Origin of the sequence: Citrobacter sp. MGH105, assembly GCF_001037485.2 — a bacterium.
Classification (GTDB): domain Bacteria; phylum Pseudomonadota; class Gammaproteobacteria; order Enterobacterales; family Enterobacteriaceae; genus Citrobacter; species Citrobacter portucalensis.
In genome coordinates this window covers 153,614-171,164 of record NZ_CP073048.1, presented here as the reverse complement: position 1 = coordinate 171,164, position 17,551 = coordinate 153,614, and the positions used below count along the sequence as shown (strand labels likewise).

14 protein-coding genes and 1 pseudogene are annotated in these 17,551 nt (G+C 51.4%); 3 read left to right on the top strand and 12 right to left on the bottom strand.

Features of this window, described 5'->3' with window-relative positions; translation table 11 throughout:
• Position 1 precedes the first annotated feature (1 nt).
• Together SK35_RS00815 and SK35_RS00810 are read right to left on the bottom strand one after the other, a co-directional pair.
• Positions 2 to 475, bottom strand: a complete 474-nt coding sequence (locus tag SK35_RS00815) for a 4Fe-4S dicluster domain-containing protein (RefSeq protein ID WP_048215323.1) — start codon at positions 473 to 475, stop codon at positions 2 to 4.
• A gap of 166 nt (positions 476 to 641) precedes the next feature.
• Positions 642 to 1,457: pseudogene (locus SK35_RS00810) on the bottom strand (helix-turn-helix domain-containing protein).
• A 252-nt stretch (positions 1,458 to 1,709) separates the two neighbouring features.
• Here SK35_RS00810 and SK35_RS00805 point away from each other — a divergent pair.
• Positions 1,710 to 3,110 (top strand): MFS transporter, encoded by a 1,401-nt coding sequence (locus tag SK35_RS00805; RefSeq protein ID WP_008786444.1) that lies wholly within the window; start codon positions 1,710 to 1,712, stop codon positions 3,108 to 3,110.
• 10 nt (positions 3,111 to 3,120) lie between these two features.
• Positions 3,121 to 5,076 (top strand): glycoside hydrolase family 127 protein, encoded by a 1,956-nt coding sequence (locus SK35_RS00800; protein WP_048215322.1) that lies wholly within the window; start codon positions 3,121 to 3,123, stop codon positions 5,074 to 5,076.
• A gap of 87 nt (positions 5,077 to 5,163) precedes the next feature.
• On the opposite strand, the gene SK35_RS00795 is transcribed toward SK35_RS00800, so the two are convergent.
• Entirely contained in the window at positions 5,164 to 5,904 is a 741-nt protein-coding gene (locus SK35_RS00795) for a MipA/OmpV family protein (RefSeq protein ID WP_048215321.1), read from the bottom strand.
• A gap of 121 nt (positions 5,905 to 6,025) precedes the next feature.
• On the opposite strand from SK35_RS00795, the gene SK35_RS00790 reads away from it, so the two are divergent.
• Complete coding sequence (locus SK35_RS00790) at positions 6,026 to 6,976, top strand: LysR family transcriptional regulator (protein ID WP_048215320.1); 951 nt, start codon at positions 6,026 to 6,028, stop codon at positions 6,974 to 6,976.
• A gap of 16 nt (positions 6,977 to 6,992) precedes the next feature.
• Here SK35_RS00790 and SK35_RS00785 read toward each other — a convergent pair whose 3' ends face one another.
• From SK35_RS00785 to SK35_RS00745, 9 genes are all read right to left on the bottom strand, one after another.
• Positions 6,993 to 8,129, bottom strand: coding sequence for an HlyD family secretion protein (locus SK35_RS00785; RefSeq protein WP_048215319.1), 1,137 nt, complete (start codon positions 8,127 to 8,129; stop codon positions 6,993 to 6,995).
• A 5-nt stretch (positions 8,130 to 8,134) separates the two neighbouring features.
• Positions 8,135 to 8,458, bottom strand: coding sequence for a DUF3302 domain-containing protein (locus SK35_RS00780; protein ID WP_003024200.1), 324 nt, complete (start codon positions 8,456 to 8,458; stop codon positions 8,135 to 8,137).
• Between the two features lie 250 nt (positions 8,459 to 8,708).
• On the bottom strand, positions 8,709 to 10,247 hold the full coding sequence (gene aldB / locus SK35_RS00775; RefSeq protein ID WP_048215318.1) for an aldehyde dehydrogenase AldB: 1,539 nt from the start codon (positions 10,245 to 10,247) through the stop codon (positions 8,709 to 8,711).
• 92 nt (positions 10,248 to 10,339) lie between these two features.
• Entirely contained in the window at positions 10,340 to 11,491 is a 1,152-nt protein-coding gene (yiaY, locus tag SK35_RS00770; RefSeq protein ID WP_048215317.1) for an L-threonine dehydrogenase, read from the bottom strand.
• A gap of 188 nt (positions 11,492 to 11,679) precedes the next feature.
• A complete protein-coding gene (selB, locus tag SK35_RS00765; protein ID WP_048215316.1) occupies positions 11,680 to 13,524 on the bottom strand; it encodes a selenocysteine-specific translation elongation factor in 1,845 nt (614 codons plus the stop codon).
• The gene (selA, locus tag SK35_RS00760; RefSeq protein ID WP_048215315.1) at positions 13,521 to 14,912 is read right to left on the bottom strand and encodes an L-seryl-tRNA(Sec) selenium transferase; all 1,392 of its coding nucleotides are present in this window, start codon (positions 14,910 to 14,912) and stop codon (positions 13,521 to 13,523) included. Before selA ends, selB begins: the two co-directional genes overlap by 4 nt.
• A 98-nt stretch (positions 14,913 to 15,010) precedes the next feature.
• Entirely contained in the window at positions 15,011 to 15,619 is a 609-nt protein-coding gene (locus SK35_RS00755) for a glutathione S-transferase (RefSeq protein WP_008786453.1), read from the bottom strand.
• Positions 15,620 to 15,716: 97 nt separating this feature from the next.
• Entirely contained in the window at positions 15,717 to 16,853 is a 1,137-nt protein-coding gene (locus SK35_RS00750) for an HlyD family secretion protein (protein WP_048215314.1), read from the bottom strand.
• A 2-nt stretch (positions 16,854 to 16,855) separates the two neighbouring features.
• Positions 16,856 to 17,218: a DUF3302 domain-containing protein gene (locus SK35_RS00745; protein ID WP_003827338.1), complete on the bottom strand. Its 363-nt coding sequence runs from the start codon at positions 17,216 to 17,218 to the stop codon at positions 16,856 to 16,858.
• Positions 17,219 to 17,551 lie beyond the last annotated feature (333 nt).

Here is a 17,551-nt window from a genome sequence, read left to right as displayed (position 1 = left end):
TTCACAGCGGCTGTGAACGCAGGCGCTGTCGCTGAATGCTGACGGCATCAATACACTGCAACGCGCTGGTCGGGCAGGCCTCGACACACGCGGGCCCCGTCTCGCGATGCCAGCACAAATCGCATTTTATCGCCTGCACCCGCGACGAACGGGCAACGACATTCATTGCCCCAAACGGGCAGGCCAGCATACAGCTTTTACAACCAATACAACGTGCCTGTTCAACGAAGATATGCCCATGTTCACGACGAATGGCGTGAGTTGGACAAACATTCGCACAGGGAGCGTCTTCGCATTGATGGCAGGCGACCGCCGTGGTAAAGGCGTCGTCTTTGATGACCCGAATCCGCGGTATAAACGCAGAAGAAGAGACCGAAGCACAGTCCTGGTTTTGCTGATGCGCGACGACGCAGGCAACTTCGCAGGTACGACACCCAATACATTTTGCCGCATCCGCCATAATAAACGCGTTCATTGCCCCCTCCCTCTGCGTGAAAACCACAGAGTGCCAGAGAGACCGCCCCTGGCGCTTTGATCGGACAGGGGAAACGGTTAAATTTTGTCAGGTGCCTGAACGACTTTGGGGGATTGCCTGCACTTTTGTAGGCCGGGTAAGCATAGCGCCACCCGGCGATCCTCATTTACGCCGAATTAATATGCTCTTTGCAGTAGCGCCTTTTCCACGCCGCAGGCGTCAGGCTGGTATGCTTACGAAAGATTTTACGAAAGTAACCCACATCATTAAATCCACATTTAATCGCCACTTCGGTAAGTGACAGCGAGTCACTGATCAACAACTTTTCCGCTGCCCTTACCCGCTGGCGATGCAATGCTTCAGTTAGCGTCAGCCGGAAAGCGCTACGGAATACACGCCCCAGATAATCCGCATTGCAATGCAGCTCTTTCGCCAGAGTTGAAGCACTAATCGGCAGGTGGAACTGAGTGTGGATTATTTGTTGCGCTTTCCATGCCAGCGCATTACCGGGGCTATCTGCGGGTTGCTCGCTAGCCGCCGCGGAGATTTGCTGCAAAATCAGCAGTAGGATCAGTTCCAGCGCAACGCTGCGATGAATATTTTCCTGCTCGCGTAAGAACTGGCGAAACAGCGAAATAATATATTGTGGCTCGCTAACCCGCGCATGCTGAGGAATCGCAAGCAACGGTTCTGTAAGTGAAGCATCGTTTTCTGCTGTCACCTCAAAGTGTAGCCAGTAAAATTTCAAATCAGCCGGAAACTATCCCACACCAATATGCGAACGCTGCGGCCATAACAGCAAACTTTCTCCAGCATTCACGCAAAAAACGGTCTGGCCTTCGCGAATCGTTAATGTCCCTTTTTCGACAAAGATGATTTCCCAGGATTGCAATTGCCGCGCCGGATGGCTTCCCACACCTCGGGAAATAAATAGCCCACCATTTTGCACTTTAATCGGAAGAGACATGGATAATTCGAGCATATATATTCAAATTCCCGCTTTTTGCATTATTCAAACCGCTCTTTATTATTGATTATTCACGATAAACTTGCTTTTCGCTGGATCGAAATCACATTTTTATAATGAAGTCGGAATTGTCATCTTTTTATACTTTTCTCTTCCCTTGTTGACCCAAACATTTCGTGCAGAATAAATAACGTACTTTGCAAATTACAAACAAATAACCCGCAACGTAGCGGGATACTTTCTGAACATCCTCTCCGGGAGTTATTTATGACTTCGGCTCCGATTACGACATCTGATTTGGCACAGCGTGCCCAGGACGACAAATTATCCCTGCGTGAAAAAATAGGTTATGGGTTAGGCGATGCAGGCGGGACGGTAATTACCTGTCTGATCATGAACTTCCTGACATTTTTCTACACCGATGTCTTCGGGTTAACGCCCGCGCTGGTCGGCACATTGTTTATTGCCCTGCGCGTATTTGATGCCATTTCCGATCCGATAATGGGCATACTTGCCGACCGCACGCAAAGCCGCTGGGGGCGTTTTCGCCCATGGCAGCTGTGGGTGGCAATTCCCATTGGCATCATTGGCGTACTCACGTTTACCGTCCCTGACGCCAGCATGAGCGTAAAAATCGCCTGGGCATTCGGCACCTATCTACTGCTCTCTGTCGGCTATACCGCCATCAACGTACCGTATTGTGCGCTGATCAACACCATGACGACCCGCCATAACGAGGTGATCGCCTGTCAGTCCTGGCGCTTTGTGCTGTGCGGCGTGGCGGGATTCCTTGTCTCCGTTGGTCTGCCGTGGATGGTGGATATTCTGGGTCAGGGCAATGCCGCGCAGGGTTATCAGTTCGGCGTGGGCATCCTGTGCGCCATCGCTGTGGTGATGTTCCTGTGCTGCTTCTTCTGGGTTCGCGAGCGTGTGCCGCTGGCGATGATGGGGAAATTTACCCTGCGTGAACACATTGGTGGGCTACGCAAAAATGACCAGTTGCTGCTGATGCTGGTGATGTCTTTCCTGCTGATTAACGTCTTCAATATTCGTGGCGGCGGGTACATGTATTTCATTACCTACGTGCTGGAAGGCAGTACAGCTTACACGTCGCTGTTTTTCACCATGGTGACCTTTGCGTCCATCATCGGTTCAGTGGTTGTCAGCCCGCTGACCCGCCGTATAGATACCGTCAAACTCTATTACTACACCAACCTGGTGCTGGCAGCCCTGGCAGTGATGATGTGGTTCCTGCCGACCGGTCCGGCTTATCAAACATTATGGCTGGCGGTTATTCTCGGCAACGGCATTATTCTGGGCTTTACGCTGCCTCTGCACTTCTCGCTGATGGCCTTTGCCGACGATTACGGCGAGTGGAAAACCGGCGTGCGTTCTTCCGGCATGAATTTCGCCTTCAACCTGTTTTTCATCAAGCTGGCCTGGGCCTCAAGTGCGGGGATCATCAGCCTGTTATTTATTTTTGTCGCCTATCAGCCAGGCGCTGGTAACCAAACCGCCAGTTCGCTGCAAGGAATTACCGCGATGGAGACGCTACTTCCCGCACTGTTCCACCTGCTGTTGGCGCTGTCTATCCGCATCTGCAAACTCAATAATCCGATGATGTCGCGCATTGCCACCGATCTGCGTCAGCGTCATGTACAGCCTTAAGGAGCACGAAATGAACGTACTGGAAGTCGACCTGCATAAGCTCACCGTCAGCGATCCGTTCCTCGGACAATATCAGCAGTTGGTGCGTGACGTAGTGATCCCCTACCAGTGGGATGCACTGAATGACCGCATTGCAGAGGCGGAACCAAGTCATGCGATAGAGAACTTTCGTATCGCCGCAGGACTGCAGGATGGCGAATTTTACGGCATGGTTTTTCAGGATAGCGACGTAGCGAAATGGCTGGAGGCAGTCGCCTGGTCCCTGTGCCAGAAACCTGATGCGGAACTTGAGAAAACCGCAGATGAGGTCATCGAGTTGGTGGCCGCTGCGCAGTGTGAAGACGGCTATCTCAATACATACTTTACAGTGAAAGCCCCGGATGAACGCTGGACTAACCTCGCCGAGTGTCATGAGTTGTACTGTGCAGGTCATTTGATCGAAGCAGGTGTCGCGTTCTTTCAGGCGACGGGAAAACGTCGTCTTTTAGATGTCGTGTGCCGTCTGGCAGACCACATCGACAACATTTTCGGGCTCGGAGAGAATCAACTGCGCGGCTATCCGGGACACCCGGAAATTGAGCTGGCGTTAATGCGCTTATACGAAGTGACCCAGCAACCACGCTATATGGCGCTGGTAAATTACTTTGTGGAACAGCGCGGCGCGCAACCCCATTTCTATGACGAAGAGTACGAAAAGCGCGGCCAAACCTCTTACTGGCATACTTACGGCCCGGCATGGATGGTGAAGGATAAACCCTATAGCCAGGCTCATCAGCCCATTTCAGAACAGCAAACGGCGATCGGTCATGCAGTGCGTTTTGTTTATCTGATGACCGGCGTGGCGCATCTGGCACGCTTGAGTCAGGATGAAGGCAAACGTCAGGATTGCCTGCGTCTGTGGAAAAACATGGCCCAGCGTCAGTTGTACATTACCGGCGGGATCGGTTCACAAAGCAGCGGCGAGGCGTTTAGCAGCGATTACGATCTGCCTAACGACTCCGTGTATGCGGAAAGCTGCGCCTCAATCGGTCTAATGATGTTCGCCCGCAGAATGCTGGAGATGGAGGCAGACAGCCAGTATGCCGACGTGATGGAGCGCGCCCTGTATAACACTGTATTGGGCGGGATGGCACTCGATGGCAAGCACTTCTTCTATGTGAACCCGTTGGAAGTACATCCTAACTCATTAAAATTCAATCATATTTATGATCACGTGAAACCCGTTCGTCAGCGCTGGTTTGGCTGCGCCTGTTGCCCGCCGAATATCGCCCGCGTACTCACCTCTATTGGTCATTACATCTACACACCACGTCAGGACGCGCTATATATCAATATGTACGTGGGCAATAGCATGGAAGTCCCGGTGGCGGATGGCTCGCTCAAGCTGCGCATTAGCGGGGATTATCCATGGCATGAGCAGGTGAAAATCGCCATCGAATCACCGCAGTCGATATATCACACCCTGGCCCTGCGCCTGCCAGACTGGTGCACCGCGCCGCAGGTTTTACTGAATGGTCAGCCAGTTGAGCAGGATATTCGTAAAGGCTATTTGCACATCAGCCGAACCTGGCAGGAAGGCGATACGCTCAGTCTGACCCTGCCAATGCCGGTGCGTCGGGTATACGGAAATCCATTAGTGCGTCATGTTGCCGGTAAGGTCGCCATTCAGCGTGGACCGCTGGTGTATTGCCTGGAGCAGGCCGATAACGGTGAGGAATTGCATAACCTGTGGTTGCCAAAAGAGAGTGAGTTCAGAGTATTCGAGGGTAAGGGATTGTTCAGCCATAAAATGTTAATTCAGGCTGAAGGCTTGAAGCAAAGTAATGCCGATGCAGCACAACAATCGTTGTGGCACTACGATGTTTCCCCAGCTTCGCGCCAGGCGCATACATTGACGTTTATTCCGTGGTTTAGCTGGGCGAACCGTGGTGAAGGCGAAATGCGTATCTGGATAAACGAGCAGTAATAATAAGGCGGATGGCGGCGGTTAGCCCCCATCCGTCAATGTCTCATGAAAAGATTGCCCTCCTCCCTGAGGACAAACGGGTGAGAATCAGAAACGCCAGGTCAGACCGGACATAAAGGTGAAGCTGTCATCACGATCAACCATCGGACTATTTTTAATGTCATCCGGCAGTGCGCTATAGTTGGCGCTTGCCAGCAGCGTCAGGTTAGTGGTTAATGCGTATTTAGCGGACAGGCCAACATACGGTGTCCAGCTATCGCCTGGGGAATAGCTTGATAAACCACTACGACGGGACTCATTACCCGAAATGCCGTAGTAGTATTCATTGAATTTTTCGTCATAGTAGAGCACGCCAATTGATGGCGTCAGCGTCAGCTTGCCCATCGGCATTGGACGGAACAGTGAAACTTCCCCTACCCAGCCATTACTGTTGTCCAGCACATCCGCAGCGGCGGAGACTTTCACGCTACCCCATCTTTCATGGTGATACCACGCGGCACCCGCCATTGCAGTTGCGTCACGCTTATCCAGCGTTTTCATCGCGTGATCGTCATTGTCGCCGGGATCAAACTCCAGCGGCATATAAGAGGCAGTAATACTAAATTCATTACTTTCACTCTTAGACAAAATATAACCTAGCGTTGTTTGCCTAAAATAAAATGATTCACTTTCATAACTGACAAGCGGTACTGCGTGAACATTATCATTATACCCGCGATAAGGTGATTCATTATATACAGCGCCAGCGCCAATAGAAAATTCTGCGGCAGTTGCACTCGCCATAAAAGAAAAGGCGAGCAGCGCCACAATATTGCGTTTAATTAACATGCCAACATTCCATTTTAAAATAAGCTACAAAGCGGGTGCATAATAATGCTTACAATTTCATCGGTGCAAGGTTCTTATTTATATAGTAATATATATAAAATTATATATATTGGGCTTGGCGATGAATAAATTACAACTTAGACACCGGGAACTGAAGATTATTTCGGTAATTGCTGCCAGTGAAAATATCAGCCATGCCGCTACTGTTCTCGGCATTGCTCAGGCCAACGTAAGTAAGTATCTTGCTGATTTTGAATCAAAAGTGGGGCTAAAGGTATTTGACCGCACCACCCGACAACTGACCCTCACGCCGTTTGGTATTGCGTTACTTCCTTACATCAATGACATGTTAGACAGAAATGAGCAGTTAAATAATTTCATTGCTGATTATAAGCACGAGAAACGTGGCAAAGTAACGGTATATGCACCAACCGGAATTATTGCTTACTTATCGCAACATGTTATTGCAAAAATAATGGATATTGGCGATATCAGTCTGGTGCTAAAAACCTATAATCTGGATCGCAAAGCATTTTATGAAGGCGTCGACTTTCCTGACGATTGTGATATTTTACTTTCCTATGCTCATCCTAAAGATGAATCACTGGTCGCCAGTTTCATCACTAAATATGCGGTTATTGCTTTTGCCAGTCGGGAATATCTCACCAAGAATCCTATTAGTAGTCCTGATGAATTAGTCAACCATTCCTGCATTCTAATTGATTCTATGATGATTGATGATGCCAACATTTGGCGATTCAATTCTGCTGAAGACAAAAAGATGCGTGACTATCGTGTGACGGGAAATTACATCTGCGACAATACACAATCCGCACTGGCGCTGGCACGTAATCATTTGGGGATTGTTTTTGCGCCAAATGAAAGTGTGCAAAGAGATTGTCGTTCCGAGATGCTGGTCCCGTGTTTCTCGGAGCAACATGAATGGTGGTTGGATTTAGTGGCGATTTTCCGCAAGCGTGAATACCAGCCCTGGCGTGTGCAGTATATTCTCGATGCAATGCTCGCGGAGATACGTCAGCAGCTTGCTCAGGCGATACGACAGCCTGAGTAAGCGAAATAGCCTGCGCTTAGTGGTCGAGATACAGGTAATGCACCCAACTGGTCATCCGCAACAAGACTTTGCGCATGATTGACACATGTTCGAAGTGGTCAGAGTAAACGGCAACCTGGGCGTAAATCCCATCAGGTAATGCGTTCACATCCGCATTGTCATTCAGCTCAATCGTGGCGATTACCCCTTCCGAACCGGGCGTAGAGTTTAAAGATTGCAGTGCCCCGTTCGACTGGTATGTACCACCCGGTACTGCCGGACTAATGGCGGCCAGTTTACCGCTAAACACCTTACCCGGCAGGGCATTAAACACCACTTCCGCTTCATCGCCTGGTTCCAGTCGCAACAGCGAGTTTTGACGGAACTGGGCGATAATTTGTCGTTTCTGATCCGGGATGAATACCATGACCGGACGCATCGGCAGCGCGGCGGCATAGGTTCCTGGGCGCATCAGCACCTGAGTGACGTAACCATCGCTGGGCGCGCGAACCACGGTCTGGTCCAGGTTGAACTCTGCTTCCGCTAGCTGTGCTTTCAGGCTGGCAATTTGCGAATTCTCACCCAGTACCAGGCTGTCCAACTGGCTCTGAATTTGCTGTTGTTCTGCAACGGAGGATTTCACCGAGGCTTCCTGCGCCAGGTAGTTTTGGCGCGCCGCATCGATATCGCGTTCAGAAAAAGGATTCACCTTCGCCTGACTCCCCTGCGCATAGCGCTGGTAATCTTTTGCCAGTTTGTCACGCGTGGCCTTTGCCCGCTGCGTGTTGGCTTTCATTTCGTCTAACTGCGCAACCAGAGCCTGCTCTTTATGCTGTGCGGTGACAATATCAGCCTTCAGGCGATCGACCCGCGCCTGATAACGCCCTGGATTAAGCTTAAACAGAACCTCGCCTTTTTTGATTAGCGTATTCTTCTTATCCGTCACTTCTGTCACTACACCCGTTACCTGCGGCACCACGGGAATAGAAATTACCGCTTTTTGTGCCTTAAATGTATACGGATGGTTATAATTCATCAGTAATATAAGTCCGCAAACAATGAATATACCGCCTAATGCCGCGGTAGGAACTGTCCATTTATTTACAGGAATTTTAAAAATTTTAAATATTGACCATGCACACGCCACATAGGTCAGAACAATCAGTAAATCCATCGATATTACTCCGCCGGAGAGGTCTTGGCCTCACCCAGTTTCTTTTCCAGATCCGCAACCCTTGCCTGAAGCTGGATCAGGGAAGAATCCGCGCTCTGCATGCCCCACCCGCGTTCCGGGCGATAAAGCGTTGCCCAGATCCATAAAAAGGGCCAAATAACATGTAAGGTAAACAAACTAACCCAACCCGCAACATGTATTGCGTCGGCATGAGGATGGTTACGTTTCTTTGCAATTAGATAGGGAATATCATGCAGAATAATAATCCCGTAAAAAATGACCAGGAATACAAAAATAAGCACTCCTAATGCAAAATAATTAAGGAACATATTTGCCTCAGGGATTTAAATTAAGAAATTAGGATGCAATTTGATTTAAACAATAGAGTTGATAATAGTATTGGAATGACCAGATTGGATGCAATTATCTTATTTATATAACGATATATGGGTTTATATATACCCGTCGTCTTTTGAGCTGCTTCTTTGTTGGCTGCGTTCGTTCACCCCAGCCACTTACCTGAGGACATAACTTGATGCCCGGTACGCTAAACGCGACCGGGCAGTAGGTGACGTGAAATTAAAACAGCCCCAGTGGTTTATCAGAGTAGCTCACTAACAGGCATTTGGTTTGCTGATAATGCTCAAGCATCATCTTATGCGTCTCGCGCCCGATACCCGACTGCTTGTAGCCGCCGAACGCCGCATGTGCCGGGTAAGCATGGTAACAGTTGGTCCAAACTCGCCCCGCCTGAATCCCACGTCCCATTTTGTACGCCAGATTTCCGTTACGACTCCAGACGCCAGCGCCAAGCCCATATTGAGTGTCATTAGCGATTTCCAGCGCCTCTTCCATGGTTTTAAACGTCGTGACAGCCAGCACCGGCCCGAAGATCTCCTCCTGGAAAACCCGCATGTTGTTCTTACCAAACAGAATGGTCGGTTCGAGGTAGTACCCCTCTTTTAACTCGCCATCCAGCTGTTTGCGCCGCCCGCCGGTGAGAACATCTGCCCCTTCTTTTTTACCAATGTCGATGTAATTCAGAATGGTTTCCAGTTGACCATGCGACACCTGCGCGCCCATTTGCGTCACGCTGTCTAACGGGTTGCCGCTACGGATACTTTCCACCCGACGAATAGCTCTTTCCATAAAACGTTCGTAAATGGATTCTTGTACCAGCGCACGACTCGGGCAGGTACATACTTCGCCCTGGTTGAAGGCAAACAATGCAAAACCTTCCAGCGCTTTGTCAAAGAACGCATCTTCTTCATCCATCACGTCCGCGAAGAAGATATTGGGGGATTTCCCGCCCAGCTCCAGCGTAACAGGAATAATGTTCTGCGTGGCGTACTGCATGATCTGCTGCCCAACTTCCGTTGAGCCGGTAAACGCCACTTTTGCAATGCGTTTTGACGTCGCCAGATACTCACCGATTTCCCCACCCGCGCCGTTTACCACGTTCACCACGCCAGGCGGGAGCAGATCGCCGACAACTTCCATCAGCAACAACACGGACAGCGGCGTCAGGCGCGCAGGTTTAAGCACGACACAGTTACCGGCAGCCAGGGCGGGCGCCATTTTCCAGCTGGCCATCAACAGCGGGAAGTTCCACGGGATAATTTGCCCCACCACGCCAAGAGGTTCATGGAAGTGATACGCCACGGTATCGCTATCAACTTCGCTTATTCCCCCTTCCTGTGCACGAATACAGGACGCGAAATAGCGGAAATGGTCAATCGCCAGCGGCACATCTGCCGCGCTGGTTTCACGGATGGGTTTACCGTTATCCCAGGTTTCAGCCGTCGCCAGCAGCTCCAGATTTTGCTCCATACGATCGGCAATTTTGAACAAAATCGCCGCCCTGTCCTGCACGGAAGTCTGCGCCCATTTATCTTTTGCTTTGTGCGCGGCATCCAGTGCCAAATCGATGTCCTTTTTGCCGGAAGAGGCCACTTCGCACAGTAATTGCCCGGTGACCGGCGTCAGGTTTTGATAATACTCACCGTCCACCGGTGCGACCCAGTCACCGCCGATAAAGTTATCGTATCGGGCTTTTAACTTCAGAGGGTAACCATACTCGCCGGGATAAATACGTGTTGAAGGGGGGTTATTGGTCATGACCGTCTCCTTGCTGTAGGGGTACTACAAGGGTAGACGGGACTGGCGAATTATTCGCCAGCCTTTTACTGCTTTACGACAGGTATCACGAATTACATGGCAGCACGATAAATCGCCATGATTTCTTCATGTGTCGCCTGAATCGGGTTAGTGAAACCACAAGCATCTTTCAGAGCATTAGTCGCCAGAACGGCAAAATCTTCTTCTTTCACGTTCAGCTCACGCAGCCCAGCCGGAATATTCACTTTCTGCGCCAGTTCGCGGATCGCCGCGATGCAGGCTTCCGCCCCTTGCTCTTCGCTCAGTCCAGCCACGTTAACGCCCATCGCAGCCGCACAATCACGCAGACGAGCGGCAGCAACTTTGCTGTTGAAAACCTGCACATGCGGCAGCAGCACGGCGTTACATACACCGTGTGGCAGATCGTAGAAGCCACCCAACTGGTGCGCCATGGCGTGCACGTAACCCAAAGAGGCGTTGTTAAATGCCATACCTGCAAGGAACTGCGCATAGGCCATGGCTTCGCGCGCCTGAGCATTGCCGCCCTCTTCCACGGCGACCGGCAGGTTTTCCGCAATCATGGTGACCGCTTTAAGCGCGCACGCATCGGTAATGGGGGTCGCAGCAATAGAAACATAGGCTTCGATAGCGTGAGTCAGCGCATCCATACCTGTAGCCGCCGTCAGAGACTTCGGCATACCGACCATCAGCGAGGAGTCATTGACGGACAGCAGCGGTGTAACATGCTTATCCACAATCGCCATTTTAATGTGGCGTACTTCATCAGTGATGATGCAGAAGCGGGTCATTTCAGATGCCGTACCCGCCGTGGTGTTGATGGCGATCATCGGCAGCTGCGGTTTTGCAGAGCGGTCAACGCCTTCGTAATCACTAATATCGCCGCCGTTAGCCGCCACCAGCGCAATGCCCTTCGCACAATCGTGAGGAGAGCCGCCGCCGAGAGAAATAACGCTATCACAGTCATTTTCTTTCAGCATTTTCAGGCCAGCAGCAACGTTACTGGTCGTGGGGTTAGGATGCGTACCATCGTAAATTACGCTGGAAATATCATGTTCCTGTAGCGCTTTTTGAATATCGCCAGCCATACCTAATTTCGTCAGCATGGCATCCGTAACAATCAGCGTACGGCGAAAACCATATTCCGCCATTGTATTCATTGCGTCTTTTAATGCGTCAGCGCCGATTACATTCACGGAAGGAATAAAAAATGTTGAAGCAGCCATTGTACGATCCTTAATTACTCTAAAGAGACAGGCAGCATACGAGTGAAAATCCCAACAAAATATGATCGAGGTTGTTATTTTAATAACATTCAGAATAAAAAAGCACATTAGGTTCATAATCTAATGTGCTGATTTCAATCAATATATATATTGTATTAATTCATTTTATTTCTGAATTAATTGTTTCATTATTTTTCAGGAAACAGTAATGCATCGCGTAATAAATGATCATTTCCGCGACGACGCGTAAAACCAATCCGGTCAAAATATTCCAGAATCTGGATAGCTAATTTACGCCCCACATTAAGCCTGTCGCGAAAATCGGCGGCGCATGTCGATCCCCTTTCCTGATCCAGTTCGCGGATCATATTGGCAAAGGCCACAATCCGATCGTTACGGTAATAACGATCTTTCACGATCGCGGTAATGATGCCTTGCTGTGCCGCTTGTCGTAACGCCACACGCATCATCTGTTCATCCGTTCCCGTCTGTTTTGCCAAATCGCGCACCCACCACGGCTCATCGCCAAAAAGTGGTTCTACTTTTTGCCAGATTGCCAACTGCTCATCGCTGAAACCCGCCTTATGTTCCGGCAAATGCAACCAGCCATGATGGCTATGGATCGCGCCACTCTCGCGCATCTTTTCAATTAGCAGCAATACCAGCGCTTCGTCTTCCATCGGCAAAGCCATACGGCGCAGGCGCTCGCGCCCGGGTCCTGGTTCATCACGGTGCTGCTCATGGTAGGTCGCCAGCGTATCGAGAACTTTTCGCTGCCAACGCGCGGCAACGGGGGCATTCAACAGGCTGTATCCCGCCTGAATAAAACCATGTTGCTCAATCAACGGGCGCATCCCGTTGCCGTTGAGCTGACGCGCCCATGCGAAATCAGGAATATTCACCGCCCCACGCGTCAAATGCAGCGCCAGGGCGTCGCCGTCGTTCTGCACATTTTCCAGCGCCGACAACCACTGCAAATATTCCGGCTTACGCTTTCCGCGTCGCGGCGGATTAAGCGTCACAACACGTGCACCTGCCAGCGTTGTACGGGCAGAAATATCACGCAGCACCAGACGGTCGTTATCGGCAAGCCAGAGTGGTGTATCAAACACCAGTTCAGCTAGTGTCCCTTCAAGCAGAGAGATACGCCCGGTAACATGGCTAGCCGCGTGGTGAATATGCAACGGTTGCCACTGCATCAGCGGCGCGGCATGTTCTAAAGAAACAATCACGCGGGTAAAAGCCTCTGGCGGCGCATCGGAAAGCAGCCAATCGCCGCGGTTTAGTTCTTCTTTTTGCGCATCACCGGCAATATTCAGCGCAATACGTTGTCCCGCTTGCGCGCGGTCGGTGGCCTGATTTTGTGCATGCAGGCTACGTACGCGCATCGGTTTGTTGACGCCCGTGAGCCACAGCGTGTCACCGACATTCACTTCACCGCTGAGCGCCGTCCCGGTCACCACCAGCCCTGCGCCTTTGACCGTAAAGGCGCGGTCAATCGCCAGGCGGAAGCTGTGATCGCGGGCATGCTCGCGCGACGTTAATTGCAACAAATGGTCACGCAGTTCCTCTATGCCACGGCCTTCATTGGCCGCAGTGACGAAAAGCACCGACTCCGCGAAACCATAATTCCCCAGCGTGGCCTGAATCTCCGCACGTACCTCTTCAATTCTTGCTTCGTCTACGCGGTCGGCTTTCGTGAGTGCCACGGTGATCTGCGGATTGCCCGTCAGCTGCAGAATTTGCAAATGCTCACGGGTTTGCGCCATTACGCCATCATCACACGCCACCACCAGCAACGCGTGATCGATGCCGCCGACCCCCGCCAGCATGTTGGACAGAAACTTTTCGTGTCCAGGAACGTCGATAAACCCCAGCACCCGCCCATCCGGCTGCGGCCAGTAGGCATAGCCGAGATCGATGGTCATGCCGCGCTTTTTTTCTTCCGGCAGACGGTCGGCATTCACACCGGTAATCGCCTGTAATAACGTTGTTTTTCCGTGGTCAACGTGTCCGGCGGTTGCAATAATCATTTCAGCATCATCTCCATAAACCGGGTCTCGTCTTCAAGGCAGCGCAGATCCAGCCACATGCGACCATCATAAATTCGCCCAATGATCGGTACGGGCAGAGCACGCCAGCGGGCGGCCAACGCTTCGAGGCTGCTCCCGCGCCCGTCATGTGGGGTAAAGGTTAGCGCCGCGCTGGGCAGCCTATCAACAGGTAGTGAGCCGCTGCCAATCTGCGACAAGCAAGGCATCACATTCAGGGCGAACTCATCACCGTAATGCTCTGCAAGCTGTGCCTGTAATAGCTGTGCCTGCGCGTGGATCGCTTCTTGTGAGCGGGTGAGCTGGCGCAACGTCGGCAACTTCTCCGCCAGCGCTTCCGGGTGCAGATAGAGCCGTAGCGTCGCTTCCAGCGCAGCCAGTGTCATTTTATCTGCCCGTAATGCGCGTTTCAGCGGATGGCTCTGCAAACGAGCGATCATCTCTTTTTTACCGACAATTATCCCAGCCTGCGGCCCGCCCAGCAGTTTATCGCCGGAGAAACTCACCAGACTGACGCCAGCGTCAATCAGTTGCTGCGGCATCGGCTCCTGCGGCAAACCATACAGACTGAGATCAACCAGCGAACCACTGCCCAGATCCGCCACCACCGGAACATCCAGCTCCTGGCCAATTACGGCCAGCTCCGCCTCATCCACCGACTTTGTGAAGCCTTCAATGCTGTAATTACTGGTATGCACTTTCATCAGCAGACCGGTGTTTTCATTCACCGCCTGGCGGTAATCTTTCGCATGGGTCCGGTTGGTGGTCCCCACCTCGCGTAGAATGCATCCGGCCTGACACATGACGTCCGGAATACGAAACGCGCCGCCTATTTCCACCAGCTCGCCGCGAGACACAACCACCTCTTTGCCGTTCGCCGTGGCGGCCAGCATCAGCAGAACAGCTGCCGCATTGTTATTGACGATACAGGCGTCTTCCGCCCCCGTCAGACGGCAGAGTAAATCCGCCAACGCCCGATCCCGATGTCCCCGCCCGGCATCATCCAGACTGTATTCCAGCGTCACCGGCGTGCGCATCGCCTGTACCACCGCTTCAATTGCTTCTTCGGCCTGCGACGCGCGTCCAAGGTTGGTATGCAGCACCGTTCCGGTCAGGTTAATCACCGGGCGTAGCGCGCTTTGCGATTCTCGTTCCAGCCGGGCGCTGGCTTCTTGCGCCCAGTCCTCACACCATGCCGGGAGCGCGTGCGTGTCGCGAATAGCTTCTCTGGCTTCATCGAGCATGTGACGCAGCAGGTCAACCACCCGGGTATGGCCGTGAGATTCACGTAAGGCTGGGAAGGCGCTATCGCGCAATAAACGATCGATAGCAGGAAGCTGGCTGTAGAGTGAACGCATGTCGGTTGTCATGAAAGGGCCTGGCTGTTGGTGGCCCTCTCCACCGTGGAGAGGGATATCGATATAGGAAGGATTGTACCGTGACTTTGCTCAGGCGGACATAATACGCATCAAGCCTTTGGCGGTTCTGTACGGGCAAAACTCTCGCGTTGAAAGAGCGTTTCCACCAGTTTGACCAGACGGGGGCGATCAACACACCAGCCGGGCGCAACCCGACGGAAATTGAGATAACCGACGGCGCAGGCAATCGCAATGGTTGCCAGGTTAACCGTATCCGTTTTCAGCGTACCATCCGCCAGATAGCCTTCCAGCACATCCAGACTACGGGTGATCTTCTCACGCTGACGTAACAATTCAGTTTCTGACTGCTGCGCGGCAGGGCGAGCCTGTTCGCGCACCGAAACTAAACCGGCATCCATAATGCCGTCTGCCAACGCTTCCAACTGGCGTACCTTCAGCGCGGCCAGCGGATCACGCGGCAGCATGGCTGGTGCAATATCCAGTAGCTCTATATATTCCGCGATGATAGGAGAATCAAACCAATACTCGCCCGCATCGGTGACCAACGCGGGTACTTTACCTAACGGGTTATAGCGCGCCACGCCGCTATCCGCGTTATAGGGGAGTTCATTCACAAATTCGAAGGTGATGCCCTTTTCCAGTAACAGAATAGAAATTTTACGCACAAAAGGGCTGGTATAGCTGCCAATGAGTTTCATGCAGGGTCCTTTTTGCCAACAAAAAAGCGGTGCCCAACGATAGTGGGACACCGCTTAGTATGGCTCAGGTCACTGAAAATGGCAGGTGATGGCAGTCTCAATGATCCAAATAAAGGTAATGCATCCAGCTGGTCATGCGCAGCAGCACTTTACGCATCACCGACACGTGGGCGAAATGGTCGGAATAGACCGCCACCTGGGCATAGATACCGTCCGGCAGCGCCTCCACATCGGCATTCGGATCCAGTTCAATGGTTGCCAATACGCCATCGGTCCCCGGCACCACCGTTAAGGACTGTAATGCCCCCTGCGCCTGATAAGAACCTCCCGGCACAACGGGAAGGATACTGGTTAGTTTGCCGCTGAACACCTGGCCTGGCAGCGCGTTGAATACCACTTCGGCTTCATCGCCCGGCTCAAGACGCAGCAGTGAGTTCTGGCGAAATTGCGCCACGATTAGCCGTTTTTGTTCAGGAATAAATACCATAACTGGTCGCAGAGGCAACGCGGCGGCGTAAGTCCCCGGGCGAATGAGCACCTGCGTCACGTAACCGTTGCTGGGCGCACGCACAACGGTCTGCTCAAGATTATATTTGGCTTCGGCAAGCTGGGCGCGCAGGGAGGCGACCTGGGATTGCTCACCGTTGACCATACTGTCTAACTGGCTCTGAATCTGCGTCTGTTCCGCTACTGAGCCTTTGACCAGCGCATCCTGTGCCAGATAGTTTTGCCGGGCGTTATCGATATCGCTTTCAGAGAACGGGTTAACCTTCGCCTGGCTACCCTTCAAATAGCGCTGATAATCTTTATACAGGCGGTCACGTTCCGCAGACACGCGGGTGGTATTGGCGACCGCTTCCGACAACTGTGCTTTCAGGTTGTCGATGTTGTGCGTAGCGGTAACCAGATCAGCCTGCAGCCTGTCGACACGCGCCTGATACCGTACCGGATCGAGCTTAAACAGCACATCGCCTTTTTTAATTAGCTGATTATTTTTATCCGTTACCTCACTAACAATTCCTGTGACTTGCGGAGTGACCGGAATTGAAATAACCGCTTTTTGCGCCGTAAAGGTATACGGATGGTTATAGTTCATTAATAAAATCAATCCCGCAACAATGAACACCCCACCTAATGCAGCGGTAGCAAGCGTCCATTGGTTTACCGGAATACGGAATATTTTAAAGATGGCCCAGGCAAAGGCAACATAGGTCAGGACTATCAACAAATCCATGATTAAATCTCCGGAAAGGTGGAGTTATCGGTTTTTTTCTCCCCATCCAGTCTTTTTTCCAACTGGGTGATTCGCGCTGCCAGCGCGGCAATCTCAGGGTCTGACTCCTTTCCGGTCGGTGTGATGTGTGACTGCATTCCCCATCCCTTTTCAGGCTGGTAGAGCGTGGCCCAGATCCACAGGAACGGCCAAATAACATGAAGAGTGAACAAGCTCACCCATCCTGCAGTATGGATGGCATCGGCATGGGGATGGTTGCGCTTCTTAGCCATGTTATAGGGGATATCGTGGATGGCGATGATTCCATAAAACAGAACCAGAAATACGAAAATCAGCACGCCCAACGCGAAATAATTTAGAAACATACCTGCCTCGAATTCACGCTAATTAGAGTTTTTTTATGCCGGCAGCCGTATGCACCCTGGCTGATGTTTTGAACATAACTGGAGTTAAGGGTTTTTGCCATACCACAAAATAAATATTTTTTCTGGTGAGAAATTGCTTTGTTTTGCAATAAAAAATGTCGGGGGTAGAACCTGCCGCAGATCACATCTGATAAATTTCAGATGAAAATACTTTGCGATTCACATCACAAAAATCCAACAAACAAGGAAAGCAAAAATGTGAATCACTTCACATTTAATCCTAATTTTCAGCGAAATATTGCGCTGCGATGTTTTTTTGTACCGGTATTTTGT